Genomic DNA, 24,146 nt, shown 5'->3' with positions numbered 1-24,146 from the left:
TTTTCTGTGAGTCAGAGTTCGTCCATGTTAGACGAACCTCCGCAGTGTGGTCTTTCGTAACGGTGGATTCGAGCATCTCAGTATCTACCTTAATCCCTTTCGTCTCTGTTCCGACCACAGAAACGCTCCGAAGTCCACCTCCAGAACCTCCTGTCGAGGTAAGACACCCTGAAACAGCCGCGAACCCTCCGACGACTCCAGCGAGATATTCGCGACGGTTCATACTTCTACCTAACCAGATGGCACACAAAAAGACAAGGTAGAGTTAAAACACCATTTGTCCAACGAGTTCATCAAGTGCGTCCCCTTCGCACCGAACGATAGGTAGGTCTTCTATATCGACCACTCACGGATAACCGGACGAGGTTGGGAACGTTTCTATGACACGCTGCGTCTGCTTGCTGAAGATGTGTCCAAGCACCAGCAGCAAGCAGACAGTGAAATCCACGAAGACCAGCTCCTTAACTTCCTCGTCAACCGGCTTGACGAGGAAGTTTCCCTGAACCTCGCCAACAACGCTGAAATCAATACAGAGGACATCTACGAGGTTCTCGTCGGCGCAACCGCCGACGGAACCTCGATCTCGACGCTGTGCAACTCCAGTGACGACTCGCCATCAGCGAACACGATCCTCTATCACCTGCGGACGAAGTTCGAGCCGGAACGGCTCGAACGAGTCGCTAACACACTCCTTCGGCAGGATATTGTCGAACTGCTCCCCGAGCAGGTGGAGGTCTGCGCAGACCTCCACCTGCGGCCCTACTACGGTGACGAAGACGACACAGACGGCCTCTACCACTCCGAGGCCAAGCGCGGAACCACCGCGTTCCACGCCTACGCCACACTCTACGCGCGTGTGAAGAATAAACGGCACACGCTGGCGGTGCGCCGTCTCGAAGACGGCGACACCGCCAGCAGCGTCCTCGCTGAGTTTCTCGGTGCTCTTGACGGCCTTGACACCGAAGTCAAGGCCGTCTACCTCGATCGCGGATTCTACGATAGCAAGTGTCTCACGTTGCTCCAGGCGCACAACTACGCCTACGTGGTCCCGATCATCCAGTGGGGAGAGACAATTCAGCAGGAACTCGCGGAAGGGTGGAGCCGCGTCATTCAACACGACCTGACAGGGAAACTCGACGGCCACAGCTGGACCGTCGAGTTTCCCGTCTACATCGACTGTACATACCTGAACGGACGGTATGACGACCACGGTGTGGCGCGTCACGGCTACGCCGCTGACGCGCCGTTTATCGAGACACCACGCCATGCTCGATACCATTACTCGAAACGCTTCGGTATCGAGTCGAGCTATCGCTTGTCCGAGCAAGCGATTGCGACGACAACGACGCGAGACGCGACGGTGAGACTGCTGTACGTCGTGGTGAGTCTGCTCTTGCAGAATGCGTGGCGGTATCTTCACTACGAATACGTGGCGACGCCCCGCTGCGGGGGGCGTCGCCTCTGGTGGTGGCCGTACAAGGAGTTCGTCAATATGGTTCGACGGGCCGCGTGGACGGCCCTCGCGGTGCGTCGGGCCGTCCCCGCCAACCGGCCACCAGACGACCGGTTCCACAGGTAGTCACCGACCGGGAACGCCGCCTCGTGAGTGGCTACGCTGTCGCGTCGGCGGCTGACCGCCGCCGACAGCGACAGCTCCGTCTTCGAGCAGCGCTGCTCAACCACTACGGATGACTCATCACAACAGAACAGATGGCTCAGGTCGGATTAACCGGCGATGCTTTGTGAGGTACTGAATATTTGTGAATGACAGCGAGGATGTACCAGATCTGGCGAATGAAATAGGTACAGAGGACGACGAAAGAGATTCTGAAGGAGAAGCTCGTGAGTGTGTAGAAGAAACGACTGAGAGTTAATCAGTATCCACGCCTGCCTCTCACAACCCCCTTGATGACCGGTTGCTGAATGCTGAACCGATGTACCCGCCAAGCGCGCCGAACCCGTAGAAGTACAGGCAGGAGAATATCGTTACGAGTGCCAGTCCGAACACATTCTCTGGCACTCCCTCAACAATTTGCGCAACACCAACGAGAACCGCAAGTCCCAACAGAGGGATTGAGGCGATAATGTTTGCTAGCATCCCTGCGAAGGCACTTTCTCCGCCATCTGACCCGCGGAGAAACCCGGCTATAAGCCCGCCTGACATTGGCCCGACGATGGGTAGGATGCCGAAGATGAATGATGCGATAGACCCGACGAATGCGGCTTTGAACCGGCTGGATGGTTCTCTTGACATACCCTACCTATCTCTTACCAAGTGTTGTTAAAGCACTAGTGTCACGATAAACCGACGGAACCGTCAGTCACCCGTGACGCTCGCGGAAATGTCCTTTTTTGTAATACTCCGCACACCCCGTCATCGAAATGATATCGCCCTGGTCCGAAACTTAATCAAAAACCCTCGAGACCCACCTGCATGGGCCAAGAAACGGTCGTGGACATTGAGTTTGATAGCAAGAGCGAGGCAGTAGACGCTCTCTCAGAACGGATTGAAGATGGTGAGATGTGCGAGGAACTCCTTGAGGCGATCAATGAAGCAGCCGTTGTCCTTATCGAGGAGTTCCGTCTCGGCTCAGAGATTGACTGTGAGTCGCTGGCAGGTGACCTCACAATCGGGTTCGCGGAATGGATTTGCCGGTTTATTGATTCGAATGTTAAAACCTCAGAGAGCGTCCCTCGGCTGATCGATGACATCAGAAATGACCCAATCAACAACACAGGTATCGTTCTAGGGCGTATGACGGACCGCAGTCGCCCCTGCCGATTGGTGTCACGAGCGATGTGGACCCAGAGACGCAGCACATAAAGTTCAGGACCAGAGTCAGGAGAAGCGAGCGACGAAGTACACAAGCAGGACAGGCCCAGAAAAAAGCACTAACGCACCCACTTCTGCGAACGTCACAGAAACGACCGCGATAGACAGCAACACCCACGCTGGGATCAGCAAAAACACACCCAAAACCGCAAGATTTCGAGGGTGTAAACGTCGAGTGTCGATTTGTGAGAACCACTCATCGAGAATCACCTGCGAAGTCGTTGAGGACTGTGGAGAAATTATCGACCGAAACCGAGTACGCTCGCTCGACCCTGTCAGGCCCCCCATCAACCCGACGCCAGTGCGGGGATTCTGGATACCAAGCTTTCGAGAGGGTGTCATAGAACGGTTCATAAGGCGGGTTGATTCAATGCAGCTGGTGATGAATCGCCTGCTCACTATACATACGAAGTGACCAGTTTCAATCCCCTATTTACACACAATAGTTTCCCATCCGTACTGTGGAATGGTTTCCGAGGAGGACGGGGCACGGACAGCAAACGATTCTGTCACGTAGTACCACCCGTGGGAATTCGTGCTTCCTGCCAGAGTCGTGTTATCTCTTTCCTGGACAAAGTCCAATCTCACCGTGACCTGCACAACGTACCCAGCGGCTGTCTGATTGACGACATCGGAAGACCACCCATCGAACCCGCTCACCTCTGTGTTCTGATCATTAGCAAGCTGTGCGCGTCCGTAGGTTTTCTCGAAGTCACGAGTAAAGCTCGCTGCACTCGATTCTGAGATCTGTGTGGGCAGAGTTGAGTACGTTCCATTTGGAAGTGGCTCGACCGTACAATTTTCTCGGGGTTTTGGTACGTTCGGCAGAGCCTCTGGAGTGGGTGTCGTTTCTATAGGGCTAGCAGTAAGTGTGGGAGTATGAGGTGCTTCGGATGGTGTCGTCGCTGAATTGCTCGACGTGATACAACCGGCGCTGAACGCAAGGAAAACCAAGAGCAGGGGGATCGCATGGCGCATGATTACCGGATGCTAATTGATGTGGCAATGATAAGTGTCTTGTCGAAGGTGTCATACAATAGCTCTCACAGCCTATAGTAGAATTTGAAATACATCACTCGAATTACCGCACGATTGCGTGCGGTTGACCGTGCAAATGCTTTCAAATTCTACTATATTCTCGCTCCCATTGTTCCTCAGCACGCGGATCTTTGTACCACGGATGAGGGTAGCATAATTCTTATTTAGGATCAGTTTCCTAGTGAATTGGGAATGTCCTGGCTCCAATGGACTTCACTCGGTGTAGTCTGTCTGTTGGTGATCTCAGGGAGCGTTGTGGGAACTGGTGTGACTGGAAGTGATGCAGCACCTACTCAGCAGAATCAGGGGTGGGTGAAACACGAACTTGATGACGTGTTCCAACAACCGGGACAAGATGCATCGTTTACTGGGGCTGATTCAGCGGGGGTGAATCATCTTGTGTGGGAGAGTCAACGCCATGGTGAAAGCCCGGAGCTGTACTATCTGCCTGTGTCGAAGGATGGGAAGCCTGCGGGTGAGGTGCTTCGACTCACGACAAATGCAGTTCCGTCTGTTCACCCGACAGCGGTACTAGATCCAAGGGGCCGAGTTCATGTGTTCTACATCCATCGAGGTTTAGACACTGGCCCTGAATTCAGGCATCTTGTGATCAACAATGGGAGGGTCGTGGTTGGTCCTCATACGTTGTATACTGATATTCCGCCCCGTGATGAGGCTGTCAAGAATTTCGCCAACCAGATTGACGTAGCTATAACCGAGTCCGGAATCCACCTCATCTACTCGATGCAACCGTATGATTATCAGTTTATGTTTGAGATTTTGCGAAACCGCGTGGAACGAGACACGGCGATTCTGCGTGAAGATTTCTTCGTGATCCGGTATCAGAATCTCGCGTTTGATGGGTCAGTCCGAACAACACAGAAGCTCAAAACGAGCGATATAGACGTAGAGTACACGGATTTCATGGGCACGGCATGGGTGAAGGATGCCACAATTTATTCTGGAATAAATGTGGCAGCTGATGAAAACACGATATATCTTGCGTATGAATACAGTCAGTGGTATCTACCAGAGTTTGACGAAGGGGAGCCGTCGTTCGGTAGCGGGGTGAACGTTGTTCGGTATGAAGTCCAAGCGAATCACTCGCTCAGTGAACAATGGACGACGCCTGCAATTTCTCCGAAAGATGACCTCGATATTCCAATCGAACGGGGGGCAGCGGGCATGGTTCAGGATACGCGGACGGTTGATCTTGAAATTCAGTCATTCAAGACTGGAGCAGAAGGTCTACACTTGACACGGAAACCTCCGTACTGGGGTACTAGTACGGAGCCATATGAGACAACATATTGGAGTTTCGAGCCGTATGGATCTGTTCGATTGGGGGCTGATGGCGGTGTCTGGGGGTCACAGAGGCGAGCAGGAGAGATCAACCAATTATACGGGAAAATCATCCCGAGTCAGTACGGTGTATTTTTGATAGCCTCGGAATCCGCTCAAGATGACGGCCCGGCGAACTACCCCATTCACACAGGGACGTTGAAATATAATCGTGAGACACATACTTGGTATTTGATTGGCGATGCCCCAGACGATATTCGAGCGACAGCAGCAACTCAGTCTGGTCGCCCGATTCTGTTTCAGACATCCGGGCGTGACGGAGCCATCTATGTGATGAGTGACTCGATGGTGCAGGCGACATCCACCCCGACAGCGAGCCCGACCCCCTCATCAACTACGCAAACGGGCACACCTCGAACCGAGGTGAGTACGCAGACAACTGATCAGACCGCCATATCACAAGTCACTGAGAGCAATGCCGATGGCTCAGGGGGATTAGTTGGGTGGCTTTTCTTCGGGCTGCTGGCCGGTGGAGTTGTACTTGTAGGTGGCATTATTCTCGGAGTCCCTGCTGTAGTGATCTATCTTGCCTACAAAAAATTGTAGCTCAGGGTGTGACAATCGTTCTATGACACCCTGGTCTTGTCTGTATCGAGCGATTCGGGAGGTCAGAAGATGGGTGTGGTAACCGTTCTATGACACCCTGGGATATGTTGGTGTCTATTGGTGTTGTAAAAGTAGATAAGTACCGCGGACGTACAGAAATTGAGTAGATTCGGTATGACGGAACACCCATCAGCAGTCGGCACCGTATGGGTTGCCGACGACGGCGAGGCTATTAAACTGTATACCAATAAGAAAGATGCCGAACAGGATATTTTCAACGCTTGTCTTGCTGCCGTCAATGATGAATCTAAGATCGATATCCACGATAACCCAGGTGGAGGGGTGATAATTAACGCGCCCGACATCTCATCAATCTATATCGATGAAATCGAAGTATACGGTAATTCAAACGCCGCAACATTTCTTGAACGATTGAATGAACCGGCTGAGGAATCCGTTTTAGCAGCAGAAGAGGATTCCGAGCATACCCAGTAGGCGTTTAATGACAAATAAGTTATTATGTATCATATACCACCAGTGGTAGACTTACTGAGTACTTTAGCACTGATTGTATCAGGAGACATCTGCTGTCACAGTAACATCGATAATATTGGTACTTAGGCTGTCATGTCACTAGCCTTCGCGCTAGCGATTAGGCCCGTCGATCGAGGCTGGGAGGGAAAGTCTGATATCACTTCAAAAACCATACACCAGTCAGTCAACAGCCTACGATCCTCATGCCTCAACAAGAACAATCCTCTCCCTCTAGCATTTCCGACGGAGATTTTCTCGAACAGGTCATCACCGCCTATCAACAACTGTACGATGAAATAGAAGAGGGCGAACGAGCTGAACATGACCTGATGCCCCGGCTAGTACGACACCTCTTCCTTGACGCGCTCGGTTGGGATGCATCAGACTACACTCAAGAAGATGACTGGAATGATCTCCGGTTCCTCGACAGCGACCGCCATCCTGTCATAATTGTCGAAGGCAAACGACGTGATGTTGACGCCGAAGACGGAATCGATCAAGCATTCCGATACGCATCAGAAACGTCTTACGCCCGATATCTCATCGCCACTAACGTTGACCAAATGCTAGTATATCGACGGTGTAGCGATGATGAAGCTGACGAAACTAGGCATGGCGTCAACGGCAAACTGCTGGCCGACATCAACTTTGAAGCGGTCGTCAACAAAGCCTCAGGGTCCGCGCTAGCCGATGAACTCTCGCTGGACGAACGTCAAAACATCCAGCAGCTGATTCAGCTACGAAAACAGGAAGTGAGCAACCCTAACCGGTACGATAATTTCGAGATCCACGACCGGCAGGACGTCGCCACCGACGAAGGGTTCCGCAATCTAATCCAGTCGCTGTCTACCTGTCTGGACGAGTACCTGATGCCGTACACGCTGGCGGCATTCGACGAGTACGAAGAACGCTACGAGGAATACATCTCACAAGCAGAAGACCTCGAACAACAAATTGAGCGCCTGCGCGACGAAGGTCACGAAGGCAGCGAGATTGCCGAACTCGAGGTTGAACTTGGGAATCTACGCGAGGAGTACGCGCAGTATCGAGAGTTCCACAGTGACTACGAGACGTGGGTGAATCTCTCACAGCGCCAAGAAAACGACAAAGAAGACAACAAGCGGATTTTCTGCCGTGAATCTGTCTACGTCCAAATCAACAAAATCCTGCTCATCCGGATTGCAGAAGACCAGGGCCTCACGAACCGGATGATCAGTAACGGTGGCGTGACCGACTATTTCGAGTTCTGGGAAAACTACAGTCGCTACACCAAACACGACTACAGCGACCTGTTCGACTTTGCGAGCCAGGAACTCTCCGAAGTGTACGACCACCTCTACACGCAGCAGATCTTCGACTGGCCGCTGAAAAACGGAGAGGAGCTCGACGAAGTCCTGCAGAAGACACTGTGGCATCTCAACCACTACGAGTTCAGCGACGTCTCCCGCGACGTTCTCGGGCACCTCTACGAAGAACACCTCGACCCGCAAGAACGGAAAGAACTCGGTGAGTTCTACACACCGACCAGTATTGTTGACTTCATTCTCGATCAGGTCGGGTACACGTCTGATGAACCGTTAGAACTCCCCGAGTACGACATTCTTGATCCGGCCTGCGGGAGTGGGACATTCCTTGTGCGGGCGACATCGCGTCTCCGGGAGCGCCTCGACAACAAGGGTGTTGGCCCGAAAGAGTCGCTGGATATCATCCAGGACCGCATTCATGGACTCGACATCAACCCGTTCGCTACCCACATTTGCGAGATGAATCTTCTCTTCCAGGTGATTGACCTGTACCGCGAGGTCAAGGACGAAGACGAAGACTACACGCTCGACCGGTTCCGCATTTACCAGACCGACTCACTCCGCACAGAGTCACAAACAAACCTCTCGTCCCTGCACAGTAACGTTCTGCAGCGGAAATACCAGGAAGAGAAACAGCAAGCCAGCCAAACGAAACTGCGAGATGACTATGGGTTTGTTGTCGGGAACCCGCCGTACGTGCGCGTACAAAACCTTCCTGAAGGCCCAGCGCGCGAAGACTATGATGAGTACTTTAGCGCACACTACAACTACGACCTCTACTGCTTGTTCGTCGAGCGCGCAGCGAACTGGCTCGACAACGACGGACAGCTCGGACTCATCATCTCAAACAAATTCGTGCAGTCGCGCTACGGCGAGAAACTACGGCAGTTCGCACCGATAAACTACAAGCTGGAGACGCTGATCGACTTCGGGAGCGTAGACGTGTTCCGCAGCGCAAAGGCGTTCCCGCTAGTCATCACTGGGAAACGCATCAACAAAGAGCAAAGCGAGCGCAGTCCAGACGAGTTCATAATCAGCGATGACTACCGGTTCACGTTCGGGGATATCGACGCAGAGATCTTCCCGGAGCTATTAGAGAACGAGTTACTGCGCGGGTGGGACGATGTCGACGACAACGGTGACGGTCCAGATACGCCCACGATTCCCGAATTCCTCAATGCTGTCGTTCCTGAAGAACCTGGAGAAACACCGCCAGACACGCGCGATGTTCTTGATGAGCTCGGGATTGGCTCAACGCAGTTCGAGTCCGGCTTGCCAATAGATGTGTACCCGGTCTCGTCGGACATGATTAGCGACGGTGACTGGCGGTTCGTGAGCGCAAGAGAAGAAACCGCGATGAAAGCGTTAGAGGAGGGTGGACGGAAGCTCGAAACGTACTGCGATGACGAGAACGTCGAGCGTGGACTCAGGACCGGCGACAACAACGCGTTCGTCGTTAATGAAGCCACCATCGACGAGTACGACATGGAAGATGAACTTGTGCATCCGCTTGTCGGAGGGAAGCAGGTGGAGCGGTGGTATTCACCGTGGGAAGACCGATACGTCATCTACACCCGGAACGACACGGACATCGACAGTTATCCGAACATCAAGTCGTATCTCGAGGAACACAAGGATAGTCTCGAAGACCGATGGTGTGTTGACGAAGGTGGTGAGCCGTGGTTTGCGATTGACAAGACGAAGTCGCCTGAGATGTTCGAGCGCAAGAAAATCGTAACGCCGGACATCGTCCTGTACAACAACTTCTGGCTCGACGAATCCAAGAAATTCTACTGCCTGAATACCTGTTACTACGTACTTTCGAATGGTGATGCTAGCGAGGAATTCTTGCTGGGAGTGCTGAATAGCAATGCGGTGCAGTTCTATTATCGGCGGATTGCGCCAACCTACAAAGACGAGTTCCTCAGGTACATTAGCGAGTATCTGAAGGAAATCCCGATCCCGGACCCGGAAGAGTGTGAACGCGAGCACGTTTCGACGATCGAAAAGCTGGCGAGTGACTTGCAGGACAGAGTTTCAGAGTATCACGAGGCAAAAGACATCAAGGAGAACCCGGAGTTAGTGTTCGAGCAGGAAGACATTGACCGGGAGTCGCTGTCGTTGGCAGGGTATGTGAACAGTATGAATCTGTCTGATGGGAAGATTGGTGATCCGTACCTGAATCATTTGACGTTGCAGTTGAATGTTCAGGACTCGATAGAATTCACGTCTGAAGCGGCTGCCGAAGCATTCCGAGAGACTGTCGAGATTCTTGGGTTTGAGTCGGTTGAGGAGATTTCTGAGGCGCAGTTGCCGCGTACTGAGAGTGCGCTGCAGGAGTTCGTGGATACGTATGATGGGGCTGCTGGGAGTCTCGATAGTATTGAGCAGGACATCAAAGACCTTGAGAGTGAATTGAATGAAGTCGTGTATGCGGTGTTTGGTGTGGATGATGAGACGAGAGAGTATATTGAGCAGACGGTGAAGACGCCGACGACGCCGGTGAGGCCGAAAGCGATGTCGGATTCGGAGTAGGTTACTCGTCGAATAGCTATTCGATTTTTGTTTGTAGGTGGTTGAAGGCGTTTTCTGCGTTTTCTTTGGTGAGGACCGCAGTGATGACGACTTGTCCGTTGCTGGGGATTTTGATGAGGTACTCTAGGTGTTCTGGTCAGTAGACGAACGGTGATTGTTCTGGTTCGTATTCGGTTTGTTTCAATTGCAGAAGTGCTACCCGTGACGTTCGCGAAAATGCTCCTTTTGATGCTCTCGACACAACCACATATCACCAGGCCCCATAACGGCGTCTTCACCACAGTCATCCCGTTCACACTTTTGCTCTGGTGGAGGTGTTTCTGCTCCAGTATCGCCCATACGCGCTTCTTCCTGCAGAATTCGCCACGCTTGGTCTTCAACCCACTTCTCATCAATCTCTTCTCCTTTGTCGTCGGTTCTGTTGGTCATACAAGCGCGTCGACCAACGACGAAAAAATAAAACCTAGGACTAGCAACAAAAACAGAGGCGCGGAAACGAACAAATAAGCGCAAAAATCGACACACCAAACACTACGCACCAATTTCCGCGAACGTCACAACCGCAGCACTCATTGACAGGCCAATCACCGCCAAAGGCGCTAAAGCACAGAAAAATAACCGTTTGAAAATCACAGTGAATCGCCTGCTGTTAGGGGCCTGTGTACGTCCCAAATGGCACTGCGTGCCCAGCTGTTGAGTTTTCGTTTGGACGCAGTCAGGCGTTGTTCTGCGTGCTTGTTGAGGGTGTTTTGAAGACGCCGCCGGTGGCGCTTCAAGAGGCCATCCCTTGTTCGATCTTCTTCTGCAACCGCTGGTAATCGGCTAGCGCGACACCAAGCGTCCGGTAAAAATTGATGGCGACTCTGACTGCCTTCCGTTGGCCAGGTTCGAAAAGAGTCGAAGGAGCCGCGTGTTCCGCTTCGAGACGAACGCTGCGAGGGACCAGAGAACTATTCATTGAGGTCACCGCCAAAGCCTGTTATTCGCTGCTGGTGTTCGTCGTCGTGACAGTCACTGCAGACCCAGTCTAACGGACTTGGGCCTGTGGAGACTTTCTCGACGAAGTCTCGATGCCGGCTGCATCCGTCGCAGTGGTATTCTCGTTTCTTTTCCTCAATTGCATGCTGTATGTCTGGTTTGAACCATAGGGGACTCGAAGAGTTAGTTGCGTTTGACGCGCTGAACGCGGAATATCTGCGATTCCCTGACCGGCGCATCAGCCAGTAATCCGGATTTCTCTCGCGTCGCGCGAATCTCCCAGTCGCCAGTTTCTCCATTCTCCAGTACATCAACGTTAGACGCCTCATACCCCGCAAATTTCAGCGCATCATCAAACGCATCAGTAACTGCGCTCGCTTTACTGTTGTACAGTCTGTCTGAGGCAGTATCGACGACAGAGTACTTGTACGCGTACGATTCAGCAGACATCAGATCTCCCCCGTTTGCCCTTCAGCGAGCCCGACAACACGCAGCAGTGCTTCTTCCGTCGTTCCGTCGTGATTTAGTTTCGAGAAGATGATTTCTTGCTCGACTTTTGCTGTGGTGACCGGATCGTCGTCAACAACCTCTGGCTGTGCGAAAATCTGCGGCCCGTAACTATCGTTGTCGAAGTAGTCGCATTGAGTGCGTCCGTCGTCAGTCCGCGTGTACCGCACTGAGTACCTGGTGTTGTACCAGACGCGGATGTAGTCTGTGTCGTCCGGGATTTCGTCGATGGTTTCGACGCGTTCGTTCGTGTCGTTGCCGTAGGCATCGTGCACGTCGATTGCGGTTATTTCTACGTCTTCACTGCTGATGTCTGGTTGGTTGTTTGTGCTTTCGTTTTGTGACATCGTGTTTGGTAGAAGGGGATGGGTAAATAAAAGACTTTGGCGCTTAGGACAATTTACTGTTTCATGGACCAAGACCTTATTAGTCACGCACACATACACGTGAGTATGAGAGACAGAGGAATCCTGACAGAACGAGACCGAGAAATCATCCCCCAAGACGCCAATAACCCCCGCCGCCCAGAAATCAAAAGCCGCATCAGAAAACGTATGGACCGCATCGAGGAAGATCTCGAAATTCTCGAAGAACACGAACCAGAACTGGCCGAAGAATTCCGCACTAGACTGTGCGCAGGCAGCGAATACGTAGCGTTGATGAACGTGATGGACGATGTGCAAAAAGACCTAGAAGCACACCGCGAACGCGTCGAGAACGACGACTAACGCAGCTGCTCCTCTACCGTACAGTGCGCCTCCCACACGTCTTCTAACACCGGCTTCACAGTGACAGTCTTTCTGTCGTTATCATAGCTTATAAGCCCTGACTGCGCTATTCTTGGCAAGTGCTGTTGGATGGCAGCGATGTATGCGTGTTGCCGGTTTTCTCCCCGGGAAGCGAGGTGGTCCGCAATTTCACCGGCGTCAGTCTCGGTAGAGTCCATCTCTGCGAGATACTCTACAATCAGCCGCCGCCGTTCATTCTGCAGAATAGCGTAGGCGTCGCTGGGAGGGATACTGGTAGTCGCAGACTCGTTTTGTTCGTCCAAAACCTTCTGTCGTAGCCGTTGAAGCAGTTGCATATCTGAGCTTCTCACCAGCAACTGCTCAACGGCTAGTAATAAAGACTAAGACCAGCAGTCCTCCCAATTTTCTTCGACTTGTTCGTCGACTGCGCATACCGGACAGACAGCTGTATCTCCAGCCTCGACAGAACAGTCATAGCGAGAGGTCTCTCCACCTAAGTGCTTCCATCCTTGGTCTGTAATATGGATATGCTCGTGCATCTTCTCGCGGCGAACGAGGCCGAGTTCTTTCAAATTCGCCAGCCCCCCACGGATGACCTCTGTCTCGACAGCCCCAACCCTGTCTCTCGTCAAGCGCTTCAGTAAATGGTAATCGATGGGGTCGAAGTAAGCGACAATCTCTAGAATCTCCCTCTCTATAGAGCGGTCAGGTGCCATCGGATAACGTTCGATACTGAGCATAAATAACTACAGTGAGGGTAGAAATGAAGAGATTCAGTCACCTATATCGAATAATGCATTGGAAGTCTTTGAGAATAGTGGTTAGGGCTGTGCAAAATTGATAAGTTTTCTGTTTTGTTGCGGTCTAGTTATCTGAATAATTCCTCAATATGAATCTGGTGAGATTAGTGATCGATATTCACCCAACACTTCAGCTTGATCCAAACGTAGAGCGTCAAAACGAATCCCACCATCACTGGGCGATCAAGTCAGTTATCGTTAATCGACTTCGATCGAACCCTTCATATTCTGGGACAATTGAAACAGAAAAGAAAACATCTGACCAAATTGCGGATATTCGCTGTCAACTCACGAATTCTCCTCCAGGTGTACCACATCGTTTTGTGATTGAAATTGAAACTACCGCATCGAATAAAGATCGGCTTCAGTCAACGATTGAGCATCTTAGATTTGGATATTCGATATATTGGGTTTTCGAACCAGCAGCTATGGATGCACGTCTTGAAACAGAAGGTCGGTTGCGAGATCATATGCGTCTTCCGCCATCTCTAGGTATTGTTTCTCTTCCAAACGGTGAACTCACACTAGGCGCACCCATTACCTGGGAGGAGTTTCAGTTTCCGCCCCCAGTGATGGGTAGCCATGAATTCTATGTTCCGACTTATCGGCGGTCGGCTTCCTGCTATAATCACGGTGACTTTTCCGATGATGGGGAACGTTTCACCGTTTATGGCTGTCCGGGGAAAAATGAGTACTACATTAGCAGATATTTGGAGGGGGGCCAGCAAACCTTGCCTCAGCTAGCTCCCCCTCACGAGAGGGATTTACCGAAGCGAATTGAGCGCGGAAAGGTCAAACGAGTCGGGCCAGTTCGGGGAACACCATAGGTTAATTAATTTGGATGTAGATCTTGATTCTGTATCGAAATATACTGTGGTATTCTCGTTAGAGAGAATCTCTGGGAGTTTTTCACCACTGCAGGCCTGCGATTAGTGATGTCCGGTACCAGCATATATAAATGGGGTACTACCTCAAAAAATTATTTTTAACTAAGCCCCTCGCAAAAGGTGAGGTGGGAGGGTAGACCGGAGCCCCTCAAAATCACCCACTACAACACATCTAACTCTCGCACGCACAACAACAGAAACGGCGTGGGTCGGAGAGTTGGTCACTCTCCTTCTCGTCGACGGTCAGTCCCTTCCCTTACTTCTGCGATCAGGATGGCGTACGGTATAGTATGTTACCTATAGTGATAAGTATTTTGCAAAATGATATCTATTCAATATTAGACAGACAACCGGGGGAATGCCGGTTGCCGTAATGAAAGCTCACCCGGAAGATTATGAGTTGCCATAATGATTCAACGGTGATGGCAGGCTATGGGGCCATTTTTGGTAATTTAGGTATTTCGTTGCGGGGTCAGTGTGGGGTGTGGAGGTGACCCCCTCCCTCCTTTCCTGAGTTTGAGTGCGTACAAAATAAATTTCTGATGTGGTACTAGATATTTAAAGGTGGTACTAGAATCGATGATATCACATGATCTCGAGTGGTTAAATTTCTACGCCTCGTAAAAAGAAGCTGTATCATTATATACAAATTCTGTGGGAACAATGCGATAACCTACTAGTTAAAATAAAGTAGATTGGTACCGATCATTAGACATTTAACTTCTGAGAGGATCGCCTAAGTATATGCCTCAAATCAAGGCTAGAACAGACAATGACCTCAAGGAGAAAATCAAGAAAGCAGTAGCTGTGTCTGATTATTCCTATGAATCAGAGTTTATCCGGGACGCAGTAGAAGAAAAAGCCGATGAGATTCTTGTCGACATTCTTGATACGGATGATGAGATACCAGAGAATGACGAGGAAAACGGTGGAATGTCGGAACAGACTGATCCCAATCCGACCTACGACAACCTTGTTAACAACATTGAAGACGGACTACAGGATTTCGAGAGACACATTCGCCCAGGGGAAGAGGACTGGACCGACAAGGAAAACGTAGTATCGATGACATACAGACAACGGCTGCCTGTGCTGCGCGGGATGTTGGTATATCAGGCCGATGAAGTGGTTGATGGAGATGGGCGAACAGTACCGGATGGTGTCGTATGGGGGTTGATGGAAAGCGAATTTAATCTGTCGAAGCCGTCAAAGTACAATTATATTGAGCATTTGCAGGACTACGATGCAGCGTATCCGGACCTAGGTGCTGATCCAGAGTGGGATGAGCGCGAAATCCTACAAGAGGTGCAAGACTGGGCGAATCGAAAAAATCACCCGAAGCAAGGCGATATTGAAAGTATTAGCGACGTAGCACATCATACGATATCGGAGTATGGCGAGTCGAAGCGAATCTATGATGCTGCTGATGTGTGGTATCTGGATCGTGCCCAGTATGAGGGAGTGATGCGGGGCCATCTGAAACGGCTGGAAGTAGCTGTGTTTGATGTTGACGATGGTCCGGTTGATCTGTATCGGATTTTACTGCGCTATTTTTTAACTTATTTGTCTGGAAAGGGATTTATCGGCGAAGAATGGCAACGTGTACGATCGCGTCTTGAGAAGTTGGAATAGTTGATTTGGATGTACTACGCAAGAGCGTATGCAGTTATTGGTCTGAAGCCGGTCGGAGATCTTTCCATCGAAAGTGTTCGATTGAGCCGTCATCGATTTCAACGCTAAATAGATACGAATCACGCGGGTCTCCTGTTTCTTTGCCAGCGTCATCTTCGAATATCTCGATGATTGTTCCGTGTTTTCGATGGAACTGCTCGTGATCGGGATCATCCTTATTCGGAATGTCGACTCGAACTCGGTCTCCAACCTCAAATCGTCTCATTAATCGTGTTTACTGTGGCTATACCTTGTTAGTAACGTCCGGGCTCAAAGGTGAACTGGGGTCCCAAATGATTCTATGGCGCGCTCTTTAATAATGAACCAAAGAGCTCAATTTGCTAGAAAATATTTTCTCATAAAGTGGTAACTCAACGGGACAAGGTTTGGGCTGAAACGTTGCGATTTATAGAGTTCCGCCGGTCATTTCAAGCATCCGAGATCAAAGAGTGCATCGAAACTAATCCGCCTTCCGAACGAACGGTCCGGAATACCCTTGATGCGTTAGTGTCTCTTGGATATCTTCGAAGCGACGGTGGTTCTGGGCGCTCTCCCCGTATTTATTATCCACGCGAAATTGACCCAACAGAAAACGTCGGAGGCTATACTCCTCGAGAAAGTAACCAGACCGGAACATTCCCTTATCCCGGCTCCAAAGACCATCTCGCAGAATGGATTATTGATACGATGCCAACTCACGATACATATGTGGAAGTGTTTGGAGGTGCTGCAGGTGTTCTATTCAGTAAACCTCGGTCAAAGTATGAGATTTATAACGATATTAATGAGGACCTGACACAGTTCTTTAAAATTCTTCGAGATCGGCCTGATGAACTTGCAGAATGGCTACAGAATGTGCCTTATTCACGATCACAATACCAAGAGTGGATAGCAGAGTTCTATCAGGGGATTCGACCTGACGATCCTGTTGAACGAGCAGGACGGTATTTCTCGCTCAGATATATGCAGTATCTCGGTGTATCTGACTCACCGAATAGTTTCAAAGCTCGGGCAAAGCGCTCCCCAGCTCGAACATTCGATAATGCAAAAAAGCGGTTGCAGGCTCTCGCGGACCGTTTTCAGCAAGTTACGATAGAGAAACAAGATTATCGTAAGATCTTTTCGAACTACGACGATACTAGTATTGATGTTTTGTTTTATGCCGATCCACCATATATTGGCGCGGAACAGCGCTATATGGAAGAATTTGACCATGAAGACTTTGTCGACTGCTTAGAAGGTGTCGATAGTGACTGGATTGTTTCATACTCGACAATACCAGAGAAACTTGAAGGAAATACCGTTTTAGAACAACAGAACCGTCACCGAATGCGACGAGATGCGGATGAGGTGAACGAACGACTCATATGTAATTTTGATCCAGATGAACGAGCTAATTTCCGGAATAACATCGACACCTGAAAATTGACCTTCTGATATTCTCTCTTGTTTACCCCGAATCGCAGTACTCTAACCCCTGTTACTTGGTAGGTTGTATGGTTTAGATCTCGTTATTACAGCATGTGAGGGGGTGCTGTATCTCCATGAAAGGTTCTGTAAGCTATGACCGTACTGTAAATAAGTTCGAATTCCAATATTGCGTTGAATTTTTATTTACTAAAGCATAATTTACAGTATGGCAGATCACGAAAAGAACTTTGAGCAACCAAATCCTCATGAAAAAACTCTGTTTCGGAAAGTTGAGCAAGATGCACGAGTGGGTCTTTGGAAGGAGCGTAAAGAGCATCTTCGCGAACTTTACCAGCTTAGTGATGCAGAGGTTAATGTTTTGGAAAAAATGGCGATGCTCGAAACGCCGAACTGGACAATTACGTATGAGGAGGAGGACCATCACTTGCTTGAAGGGCATACATGGTTGCGAAAGAAGAGTGGTGTTGACTTTGAGTCTCTCCAAGATCGCGGACTTTTGGAGCAACCGCGTGTTAACGGGGATGTTCGTCAGAGGATCTATCATCGTGAATTTTGGAACTTAACAACCGAAGCTAGGGACTTGGTCGACACGACGAAAGTCGGATCAGGAGTGGGCGACCTCAACGAATCGATTGTCCACAGTTTGGGAGTCGCATTAATTGCACTCTATGGGAAGAATGTCGCAGAACAAGATGCCAAGACAACTTTTTCTATGGATACATATGTTCCGGATGAAGGAGTCGTCTATGACCTCCTCGCACGAGATTCGGAGACTGGTAAAGTTTTAACGAGTGCTGAAGTGGAGACAACCGTACCAGAATACTCTCGACTTCGGACTGAGGCCGCTAAACTCGCGTATCAACCAGGGCCAAGTGTCTGGGTATTCCCCAACCGCGATGTGCTTGTTCAAGTTATGAACACACTTCGTGATATTGGGATACTAAACCTTCCGCGGCCTCTTCCCCGGACCTTAGCATTGAATTCCACTGATTCAGTTCGTGGAATCCGCGAACGAATTCAGGCCGTTAATGACAGTGAAAAGGAATACGTCACTGATGTCGCGACATACGCGTACCTAGCTGACGAATTGAAAGACATCCAACCAGAATTCTTCTACAGCAATTCTTAGTTGGTATTGTCGAGAGGTAGTCAACATCTCCTACGAGAGTTGGAGGAGTAAAGTGGATGCTGAATAAGCCCTCTCAGTCCCTTTACTGTCGGATTTGTATTTTCCGATGATGGTAGATTCCAAGACGATATAGAACGATATTGGAGGGTGTCGTAGAACTATTTACAAGGGGTTGTTTTCACCGTAGAACTGACTGAATGCGCTGATAAGTAGAGCTGCAAACATCTCACCGACGTACTTTATCGGAGTTCGGGCGGAGTATAAGATCTAGCCTTACAATCGGGATATACTTCGTTGACTAATTCGATTTCGTGTTCATCGAGTTCGAGGTCTTCCACTGATCTCTCTCGGATTTCGGAAAGGCGATCATGATATTCTTGTCCGAATTTTTCCTTGACGCATCGGAGACTGATTGCTGCCAATTTCTCAAAGTGTTCGGTCATCCTTCGTCAATTATCTATGCCTGCTGGTAACGTCTTAATCTATGCTGTTGAGTATTATACAACAGTTCTCAAGAAAGTTATTTCAAGATGGTACTGGATGGGTACTCCATTCTGTTGGCCTGTGTATTTATTATGTTGTGATTTCATAAAAATCATAGGAAAGATGACTCGGGAAAATGAAGAGGCTATCGAAAAAGTCCGCAAGGCTATCAAATTAGTCCAATCTGTTAGAGTGGTTGAGAGTGACACGTTGTCGGAATTGGATGATGATATTTTGGGTTCCGCCGTACGTGATATTTACGCCTCACGGAAATCTGAATTCCAGGATCTTGTAGAGCCAGGCCAGCGTAGACCAAAAGAAGTGCTGATTGAACCAGACTCAGATGGATTTGAGAACTTGAATCAAGCTTATAAATTGCTCAAAGAAGTTGAGGAAGATCAATCAAGCCTATCAACCGTCACACTTAGCCTCGATTTCAGACGTGCCCCGGTTGCAATCCGCAATATATATAAAAAATATTCAGAGGAAAGTTAGTTTTGCAGTAGAAAAATATTAATAAACAAATATTCTGTACTAAGAAGTAATTCTATTCGCTGTACTGAACGATTCAGGAGGTCAGAAAGTGGGTGTGTCGATCGTCTATGACACCCTCACCACGAAGGAAAAATACCCCAAATTCCGAGAGGGGATATTCAGGATACAGACCGTCGCTATCGCCCGGCGGTTTAATCCCCTAAAGAGACCAGCGTTCGATTAGTTCTTTAGCCAAGTCTTCCGTCCGCTGATCTATATCTTCACTCGTCCAATCATCATATCTTGATACTTCTTCTGCAATCTTCACATCTGAATTGCTGTAAGTTCTCTTTTTATCGGGGAATGACGTTTCCACTACAGAAGCATGGTCATTATCCAATAACAGAGTCAGATTTCCAAGCATATCTTTCTGCTGTTCGAATCGATCATCATCCAACTTTTCGCGCCACTCATAATAATCAGGGTTCCCGTACGTATTCCGAGGAGCGATGTGTTCAATATGAAGATTCTCGATCTCCATCTTCCATGGACCCCGACGCTCCTCTTCGATACTCACCAAGGCTAATAGCGTTCGAAAGTTCCAAGAGCCACGGATATTCATAGAGTTGGCTTTCAGATACTCTTCCATCTCTCCATCAGATGGAGTATATTCTTTGATGCAGTCACGGAGCGTTTGTCGAATGTCATTCTGGTCTTCTGTCTTTCTAACCTCCGCCGCTGTACCGTAAATCGCGTCCCGAGTATCTGCAGACGATGTTGAACTTAGTTCCATTCGCATAGCCAGGATTGACGCCAGTCTGAAGTTCTCCTTCAATAAGATATCGTCTTCAATATTATTGTAGATGGCGAGAGACAGTACCTCAGAGTGGGTTGAGGCAGAGTTTAGATATTGTAAATGGCGTATGGCGTCATCAGGTATATTCTGGCCCTCAACATCGTAACTGTTGCTGCTGATTTGTAGGTATATGTCAACTTGATCCTGGAACCACATCACGAAGTCATACACATCATCGTAGTTGTCCAGAACCTTCTCGAAGTTCCTATAAAGTTCGCTTTTATCCACCTGTCTTGGCGTAGGAACCTCAGAATTAATGAGAATCTGTGTCATTGGACGACGAATACGAAGCCGTCTCTGGAACCGAGGACCGCCCAAGTTGTCTTCCAGCAGATTATAGATGTGCCCCCACCGGCGGGTGATCTCCTTCGACTTCTCCAAGTCATCCATATCTTCCGCTGCCCCATGTATCCGAGCCTTGGCGAGAATCTGAGGCGAAACTTCCTTGCCCCTCTCATTCTGGGACTGGAAAATTGAATATGCGAGACTTGGGTCTGTGGCTACGGTTTCCACTACGCGGAGGTAATCACAGATATTGTTCAGCAACTCCTCCAGTTCCCGTTCCTCCAATCCATCGACTTCGCCAGAAAAGTAATCGTAAGCGTTCCGCACCCGCCCGTTAGCCTCTTCAACCTCGCCCCGCCAGAGCTTATTGAATTCCTCCTTCGCCTCCTCATCTGCAAGAAGAATCTTCGGCTCTGGATCGTCGCCTCTGTTAACCTCTAGAATATCTTCCAGACGAACATCATCCAGCCGCCCGTCTTCAGTCCCGAAGTGTGGCGTGTCACGGACTGCCATCATCAGAATGGAAATCGTAACCATCCGCTGCTGTCCGTCCACGATCTCGTAGAGACCTCCAGAATCCCGTTTGAGAAGAATAATATTTCCGAGGTAGTGCTGTTCCACTTGCTTACCAATTCGGTTTACGTCCGTCCATAAGTCCCGCCAGTGCTTTTTCTCCCACTCGTACCCTCGCTGATACTCAGGTACACGAAAAACTGCTCCTCGCTTCCCACCGAAAAGGTCTCTAACCTTCTTGTAACGAGCTTCCATAACACCAGCAAAAGAATTGATGACTAATAAAGCCAAAACATCAATTGGGTCAAAGCTGCAGTCACTGTAGTTCTCCCCGTGCCACACTGCTGAATATACGCCCTGTACTGACTGATTCGAGATGCCAGAAGATGTCTGGGCCAACAGTTCTGTCACACTCAGTCACAGACACAGTGCCGGTTACCCCGCGATCTCGTACCTCGAAAACTCGCTGGCCCCACACTCGGGACACTGATCCGTCTCGGGATCGACCGTGGCCCCGCACTGTCGACACTCGACCACCACCACAGTTCCGTCACCGGGCAGTAGGTGAGCGAAGACCCCACGGATACCCATATCTCGGACTACCGAGGCAACCGGGTTAGTCTTGGTGGACGATCAGATCCACCGGAAATCCGGTGCGTTCAGGGTGCAGACCCGCCGAAGATTTACCTTCGAGGGTGGCGGATTTCCATATGGAAGGGTTGTCACACGCTCCCCTTCCCCCCTTTGCATGAACAGTGACGCGTCGGAGCTTGGGCAGTGTCCGGAGTGCGGTGAGGGTATTTCGGAGGTTTGGCTTCTTGTCAAATACGAGAAAGACGACGGCACCGAGGGCGTGTGGGCGGAGTGTCCATCCTGCGAAGATGTGGTGGCTCCGGAATAGAGGTAGCCTGGTTAGTCAGTCCCAGCGCGGTCGGTCTGTTCAGGAGCCTCTATGCACTCTCCGAACTGAAGCGCACTGCGAATGTGGAAGTTTTTCTTTTCGGGACTGTCCGCTTCAAGAGCCTGTTTGAGATGGGTTTCCGCCTGCTTCTCAAGCGAAGGGCGGTCACTCATGACAGTCGATCTAGCACCCATTCTGGTTAGGTTTTTGCTTTTCGACTACAGTTCCGAGTCACCGAACACATTACTGGCGCAAATCACGTAGTCTCCTACATGACTTTTCGTCTCTCTGAAGACGAAATCCCCGACGAGCAACCCTACCGTGACCGCGAATTTCTATGGCATTGCTACCACAAGCGCAGACTGTCTTTCGGGAGATCGCCTTCGAGCTTGGTGTCAAGAAGAGCCGCGTCAGTGTCTACATGGAACGTCTCGGAGTGACCCGACCGTGGCGACACGAGGAAATTCTCCGCCGCCTACACGTCAAGCAAGCGCTGTTAGCGGACGAGATAGCGGCCCGCGACGAGATGGACTGTTCATCGACGACCGTCCGAAAATACCTCGCGGAGTATGGACTGATCGACGCCAATCCTGACACGATCTCATATGGGCGACTCGACGCGCTCGGGAGTGACAGCGCGAGTCCTCCGGCGTAGTGGGGTCCCTTCTATCCGTACATACCCTGAACAGAGTTGGGTAGCAGCGTACAGTTATGAGAACGTCACTTCGCAACATACTTGTGCGTCAACTCCTGACACGGGATGCGTCCAGCGTGGGTGTGGGTGACCCGTCGTCTCCAACCCCAATTGCCATCGACACCGTTCCCCCCGACCCCCCACATGAACGCTGTCGTCCAGTACGACGGTCGATCTACTCACCCCGTGGACGCTCGCCAACTGACGGCTCGGCCTGCCCGAAACGTTGACGGTGGAACTGCCCCCATTCACTACCGTCGGCCACTGTCCGGGCCGTTGGTTTTTGAGGATCGGAGAAAGGGTGTTATAGAAATCTCACAGGAATTAGTTCCAAGATCTTTGTTATAAATGAGCTGGTCAGTCGGTCTGCTTATCGTTCAAAGAGTCCTTTTCGTCTCACACAGTCATTTGTGTAGACGAGACAGAGATAGAATATGAACCGTAGGGAGTTGCTTGTCGCTACCTGTGCATCGATGGCCGGACTTGCTGGCTGTTCAAATGATGCAACGGGGCCGGGGACTTCCACCATCACACCGACTCTACTCTCCAAGTACGATTGCCCACCACACGATTCATATTCAGGGGCCGCTGTCTGCTCACATACTGTCGAGACAGGGTCTGCGAGTGCCTATCTCCTCCCATCACAAACTACGGTGGACGCGTCAACAGGAACGGTTGAACTGACGCTTCACAACAAATCATCGACCGAACTGGAGTTCAACCTATACCAATGGTCCATAATGATGAAATCGTCCGCTGGATGGAACCCGATTGAGAAACGCTCATCTGGTAATGGACAATTGACGCTCTCGCCCGGTGAAACGCATACGTGGACTTTTAGAGAAGTCGTGGATTTCATCAACGAGGAAGCAACTGTGGACACAGGAACGTACACAGCAGGTATCAGCGTCCCAAACCCCGACGGTTCAGACTGGAGACGGTGTATCGCGCTATTTCGTCTCGTCTGAATTATCTACAGGCTATACCGACCGAAACCACATCGAAAAGTGGTTTCAATCTGTGGCCATGCGGATCGACCGCTTTCACTCGGTTTGGCGGGGCAGTCACTCAAGCACGAAACGGTGGCTGCGGTGGTTCAGGCACTACTACAACCGACATCGACCGAACCAGGCACTAGATGGCCGCACTCCTGCCGAGGAGGTGTTCAACTAGACAGTGCCCATAGACCCTCTAGAGAGGGTGATCCCGAGGCTTCTCTCGAACCCAACTCGCCGCCGTCGTCATACTGATAATATACCCTGAGTACTCGTCACGGTCTTGTCAGAGCGATAACTGTGTCTGAAGGGTGTGGGGGTTGGTTGACCCGGGAAACACCCTGAGGGACTCTTTGCGTTGTCAAGGTACATCCAGTTCGAGTGTATAGTTCGTGCTAGTCGTTTCACCGTCTAATCGTGTAGGCGGTTATCCGCTTCCACGTCTGGGTGCCTACTTGACCATCTGTCTAGTCGCCTATTCACCTACGCGTCTAGCCGTCTATTCGTGTGTTCGTCTAGTCGTTTTATCAGTTTGTTCTCATAGTTTCATCAGTGTTGTCGACATCGTTTTGAGTCCTGTCTACCCCCACTGTTTCCAGTCCAATTTCTCTGCATGATAGGGGTATCCTTGGGACAAAAAC

Annotated in this window: 22 protein-coding genes and 1 pseudogene; 15 read left to right on the top strand and 8 right to left on the bottom strand. The window is 50.2% G+C overall.

What is annotated here, in order from left to right; translation table 11 throughout:
• The first annotated feature begins 409 nt into the window (after nt 1-409).
• Nucleotides 410-1,579, top strand: a complete 1,170-nt coding sequence (locus ACMGFG_RS16875; RefSeq protein ID WP_436931490.1) for an ISH3 family transposase — start codon at nt 410-412, stop codon at nt 1,577-1,579.
• 315 nt (nt 1,580-1,894) lie between these two features.
• Here the strand turns inward: ACMGFG_RS16875 and ACMGFG_RS16870 are convergent, their stop codons facing one another.
• Nucleotides 1,895-2,254: a DUF5518 domain-containing protein gene (locus ACMGFG_RS16870; RefSeq protein WP_436931489.1), complete on the bottom strand. Its 360-nt coding sequence runs from the start codon at nt 2,252-2,254 to the stop codon at nt 1,895-1,897.
• A gap of 180 nt (nt 2,255-2,434) precedes the next feature.
• On the opposite strand from ACMGFG_RS16870, the gene ACMGFG_RS16865 reads away from it, so the two are divergent.
• The 4 genes from ACMGFG_RS16865 to ACMGFG_RS16850 all read left to right on the top strand — a co-directional run bounded on the left by ACMGFG_RS16865 (nt 2,435) and on the right by ACMGFG_RS16850 (nt 10,152).
• Nucleotides 2,435-2,824 (top strand): hypothetical protein, encoded by a 390-nt coding sequence (locus ACMGFG_RS16865; protein ID WP_436931488.1) that lies wholly within the window; start codon nt 2,435-2,437, stop codon nt 2,822-2,824.
• A 1,602-nt stretch (nt 2,825-4,426) separates the two neighbouring features.
• Nucleotides 4,427-5,779, top strand: coding sequence for a hypothetical protein (locus tag ACMGFG_RS16860; RefSeq protein ID WP_436931487.1), 1,353 nt, complete (start codon nt 4,427-4,429; stop codon nt 5,777-5,779).
• Between the two features lie 174 nt (nt 5,780-5,953).
• Nucleotides 5,954-6,274 carry a hypothetical protein gene (locus ACMGFG_RS16855; RefSeq protein WP_436931486.1) on the top strand — a complete coding sequence of 107 codons (321 nt, stop codon included), beginning with the start codon at nt 5,954-5,956 and terminating at the stop codon, nt 6,272-6,274.
• Nucleotides 6,275-6,516: 242 nt separating this feature from the next.
• A complete protein-coding gene (locus ACMGFG_RS16850) occupies nt 6,517-10,152 on the top strand; it encodes an Eco57I restriction-modification methylase domain-containing protein (protein WP_436931485.1) in 3,636 nt (1,211 codons plus the stop codon).
• Nucleotides 10,153-10,347: 195 nt separating this feature from the next.
• Here ACMGFG_RS16850 and ACMGFG_RS16845 read toward each other — a convergent pair whose 3' ends face one another.
• The 3 genes from ACMGFG_RS16845 to ACMGFG_RS16835 all read right to left on the bottom strand — a co-directional run bounded on the left by ACMGFG_RS16845 (nt 10,348) and on the right by ACMGFG_RS16835 (nt 11,984).
• Entirely contained in the window at nt 10,348-10,581 is a 234-nt protein-coding gene (locus tag ACMGFG_RS16845; protein ID WP_436931484.1) for a hypothetical protein, read from the bottom strand.
• A 732-nt stretch (nt 10,582-11,313) separates the two neighbouring features.
• Nucleotides 11,314-11,580 (bottom strand): hypothetical protein, encoded by a 267-nt coding sequence (locus tag ACMGFG_RS16840; protein ID WP_436931483.1) that lies wholly within the window; start codon nt 11,578-11,580, stop codon nt 11,314-11,316.
• The gene (locus ACMGFG_RS16835; protein ID WP_436931482.1) at nt 11,580-11,984 is read right to left on the bottom strand and encodes a hypothetical protein; all 405 of its coding nucleotides are present in this window, start codon (nt 11,982-11,984) and stop codon (nt 11,580-11,582) included. Before ACMGFG_RS16835 ends, ACMGFG_RS16840 begins: the two co-directional genes overlap by 1 nt.
• Nucleotides 11,985-12,089: 105 nt before the next feature.
• Here ACMGFG_RS16835 and ACMGFG_RS16830 point away from each other — a divergent pair, with 105 nt between their 5' ends.
• Nucleotides 12,090-12,365, top strand: coding sequence for a hypothetical protein (locus ACMGFG_RS16830; protein ID WP_436931481.1), 276 nt, complete (start codon nt 12,090-12,092; stop codon nt 12,363-12,365).
• Here the strand turns inward: ACMGFG_RS16830 and ACMGFG_RS16825 are convergent.
• Nucleotides 12,362-12,721 carry a DUF7344 domain-containing protein gene (locus tag ACMGFG_RS16825; RefSeq protein ID WP_436931480.1) on the bottom strand — a complete coding sequence of 120 codons (360 nt, stop codon included), beginning with the start codon at nt 12,719-12,721 and terminating at the stop codon, nt 12,362-12,364. The genes ACMGFG_RS16830 and ACMGFG_RS16825 overlap by 4 nt on opposite strands.
• Before the next feature lie 45 nt (nt 12,722-12,766).
• Nucleotides 12,767-13,102 (bottom strand): hypothetical protein, encoded by a 336-nt coding sequence (locus ACMGFG_RS16820; protein ID WP_436931479.1) that lies wholly within the window; start codon nt 13,100-13,102, stop codon nt 12,767-12,769.
• 182 nt (nt 13,103-13,284) lie between these two features.
• On the opposite strand from ACMGFG_RS16820, the gene ACMGFG_RS16815 reads away from it, so the two are divergent.
• Together ACMGFG_RS16815 and ACMGFG_RS16810 are read left to right on the top strand one after the other, a co-directional pair.
• Complete coding sequence (locus ACMGFG_RS16815) at nt 13,285-14,013, top strand: hypothetical protein (RefSeq protein WP_436931478.1); 729 nt, start codon at nt 13,285-13,287, stop codon at nt 14,011-14,013.
• A gap of 804 nt (nt 14,014-14,817) precedes the next feature.
• Nucleotides 14,818-15,705 carry a hypothetical protein gene (locus tag ACMGFG_RS16810; protein ID WP_436931477.1) on the top strand — a complete coding sequence of 296 codons (888 nt, stop codon included), beginning with the start codon at nt 14,818-14,820 and terminating at the stop codon, nt 15,703-15,705.
• A 34-nt stretch (nt 15,706-15,739) separates the two neighbouring features.
• Here the strand turns inward: ACMGFG_RS16810 and ACMGFG_RS24285 are convergent, their stop codons facing one another.
• Nucleotides 15,740-15,970 (bottom strand): DUF8139 family protein, encoded by a 231-nt coding sequence (locus ACMGFG_RS24285; protein ID WP_495849354.1) that lies wholly within the window; start codon nt 15,968-15,970, stop codon nt 15,740-15,742.
• Between the two features lie 137 nt (nt 15,971-16,107).
• On the opposite strand from ACMGFG_RS24285, the gene ACMGFG_RS16805 reads away from it, so the two are divergent.
• The 3 genes from ACMGFG_RS16805 (at nt 16,108) to ACMGFG_RS16795 (ending at nt 19,282) form a co-directional block, all read left to right on the top strand.
• Nucleotides 16,108-17,166: a DNA adenine methylase gene (locus ACMGFG_RS16805; RefSeq protein ID WP_436931476.1), complete on the top strand. Its 1,059-nt coding sequence runs from the start codon at nt 16,108-16,110 to the stop codon at nt 17,164-17,166.
• Nucleotides 17,167-17,380: 214 nt separating this feature from the next.
• Nucleotides 17,381-18,304: a hypothetical protein gene (locus ACMGFG_RS16800; RefSeq protein ID WP_436931475.1), complete on the top strand. Its 924-nt coding sequence runs from the start codon at nt 17,381-17,383 to the stop codon at nt 18,302-18,304.
• 459 nt (nt 18,305-18,763) lie between these two features.
• Entirely contained in the window at nt 18,764-19,282 is a 519-nt protein-coding gene (locus ACMGFG_RS16795) for a hypothetical protein (protein WP_436931474.1), read from the top strand.
• A 199-nt stretch (nt 19,283-19,481) separates the two neighbouring features.
• Here ACMGFG_RS16795 and ACMGFG_RS16790 read toward each other — a convergent pair whose 3' ends face one another.
• Complete coding sequence (locus tag ACMGFG_RS16790; RefSeq protein WP_436931473.1) at nt 19,482-21,326, bottom strand: DUF262 domain-containing protein; 1,845 nt, start codon at nt 21,324-21,326, stop codon at nt 19,482-19,484.
• Nucleotides 21,327-21,663: 337 nt separating this feature from the next.
• Here ACMGFG_RS16790 and ACMGFG_RS16785 point away from each other — a divergent pair, with 337 nt between their 5' ends.
• The 4 genes and pseudogenes from ACMGFG_RS16785 to ACMGFG_RS16770 form a co-directional block, all read left to right on the top strand.
• Entirely contained in the window at nt 21,664-21,816 is a 153-nt protein-coding gene (locus tag ACMGFG_RS16785; RefSeq protein ID WP_436931472.1) for a DUF7837 family putative zinc-binding protein, read from the top strand.
• Nucleotides 21,817-22,153: 337 nt separating this feature from the next.
• On the top strand, nt 22,154-22,471 hold the full coding sequence (locus ACMGFG_RS16780) for a hypothetical protein (protein WP_436931471.1): 318 nt from the start codon (nt 22,154-22,156) through the stop codon (nt 22,469-22,471).
• 473 nt (nt 22,472-22,944) lie between these two features.
• A complete protein-coding gene (locus tag ACMGFG_RS16775) occupies nt 22,945-23,478 on the top strand; it encodes a hypothetical protein (protein ID WP_436931573.1) in 534 nt (177 codons plus the stop codon).
• Nucleotides 23,479-23,491: 13 nt separating this feature from the next.
• Nucleotides 23,492-23,683, top strand: a pseudogene (locus ACMGFG_RS16770) (IS6 family transposase); the annotation flags it as partial.
• Nucleotides 23,684-24,146: the final 463 nt, after the last annotated feature.

Source organism: Halosimplex halobium, from assembly GCF_051414055.1.
In the GTDB taxonomy this organism is placed as follows: domain Archaea; phylum Halobacteriota; class Halobacteria; order Halobacteriales; family Haloarculaceae; genus Halosimplex; species Halosimplex halobium.
This window is presented reverse-complemented; position numbering and strand designations above follow the sequence as displayed.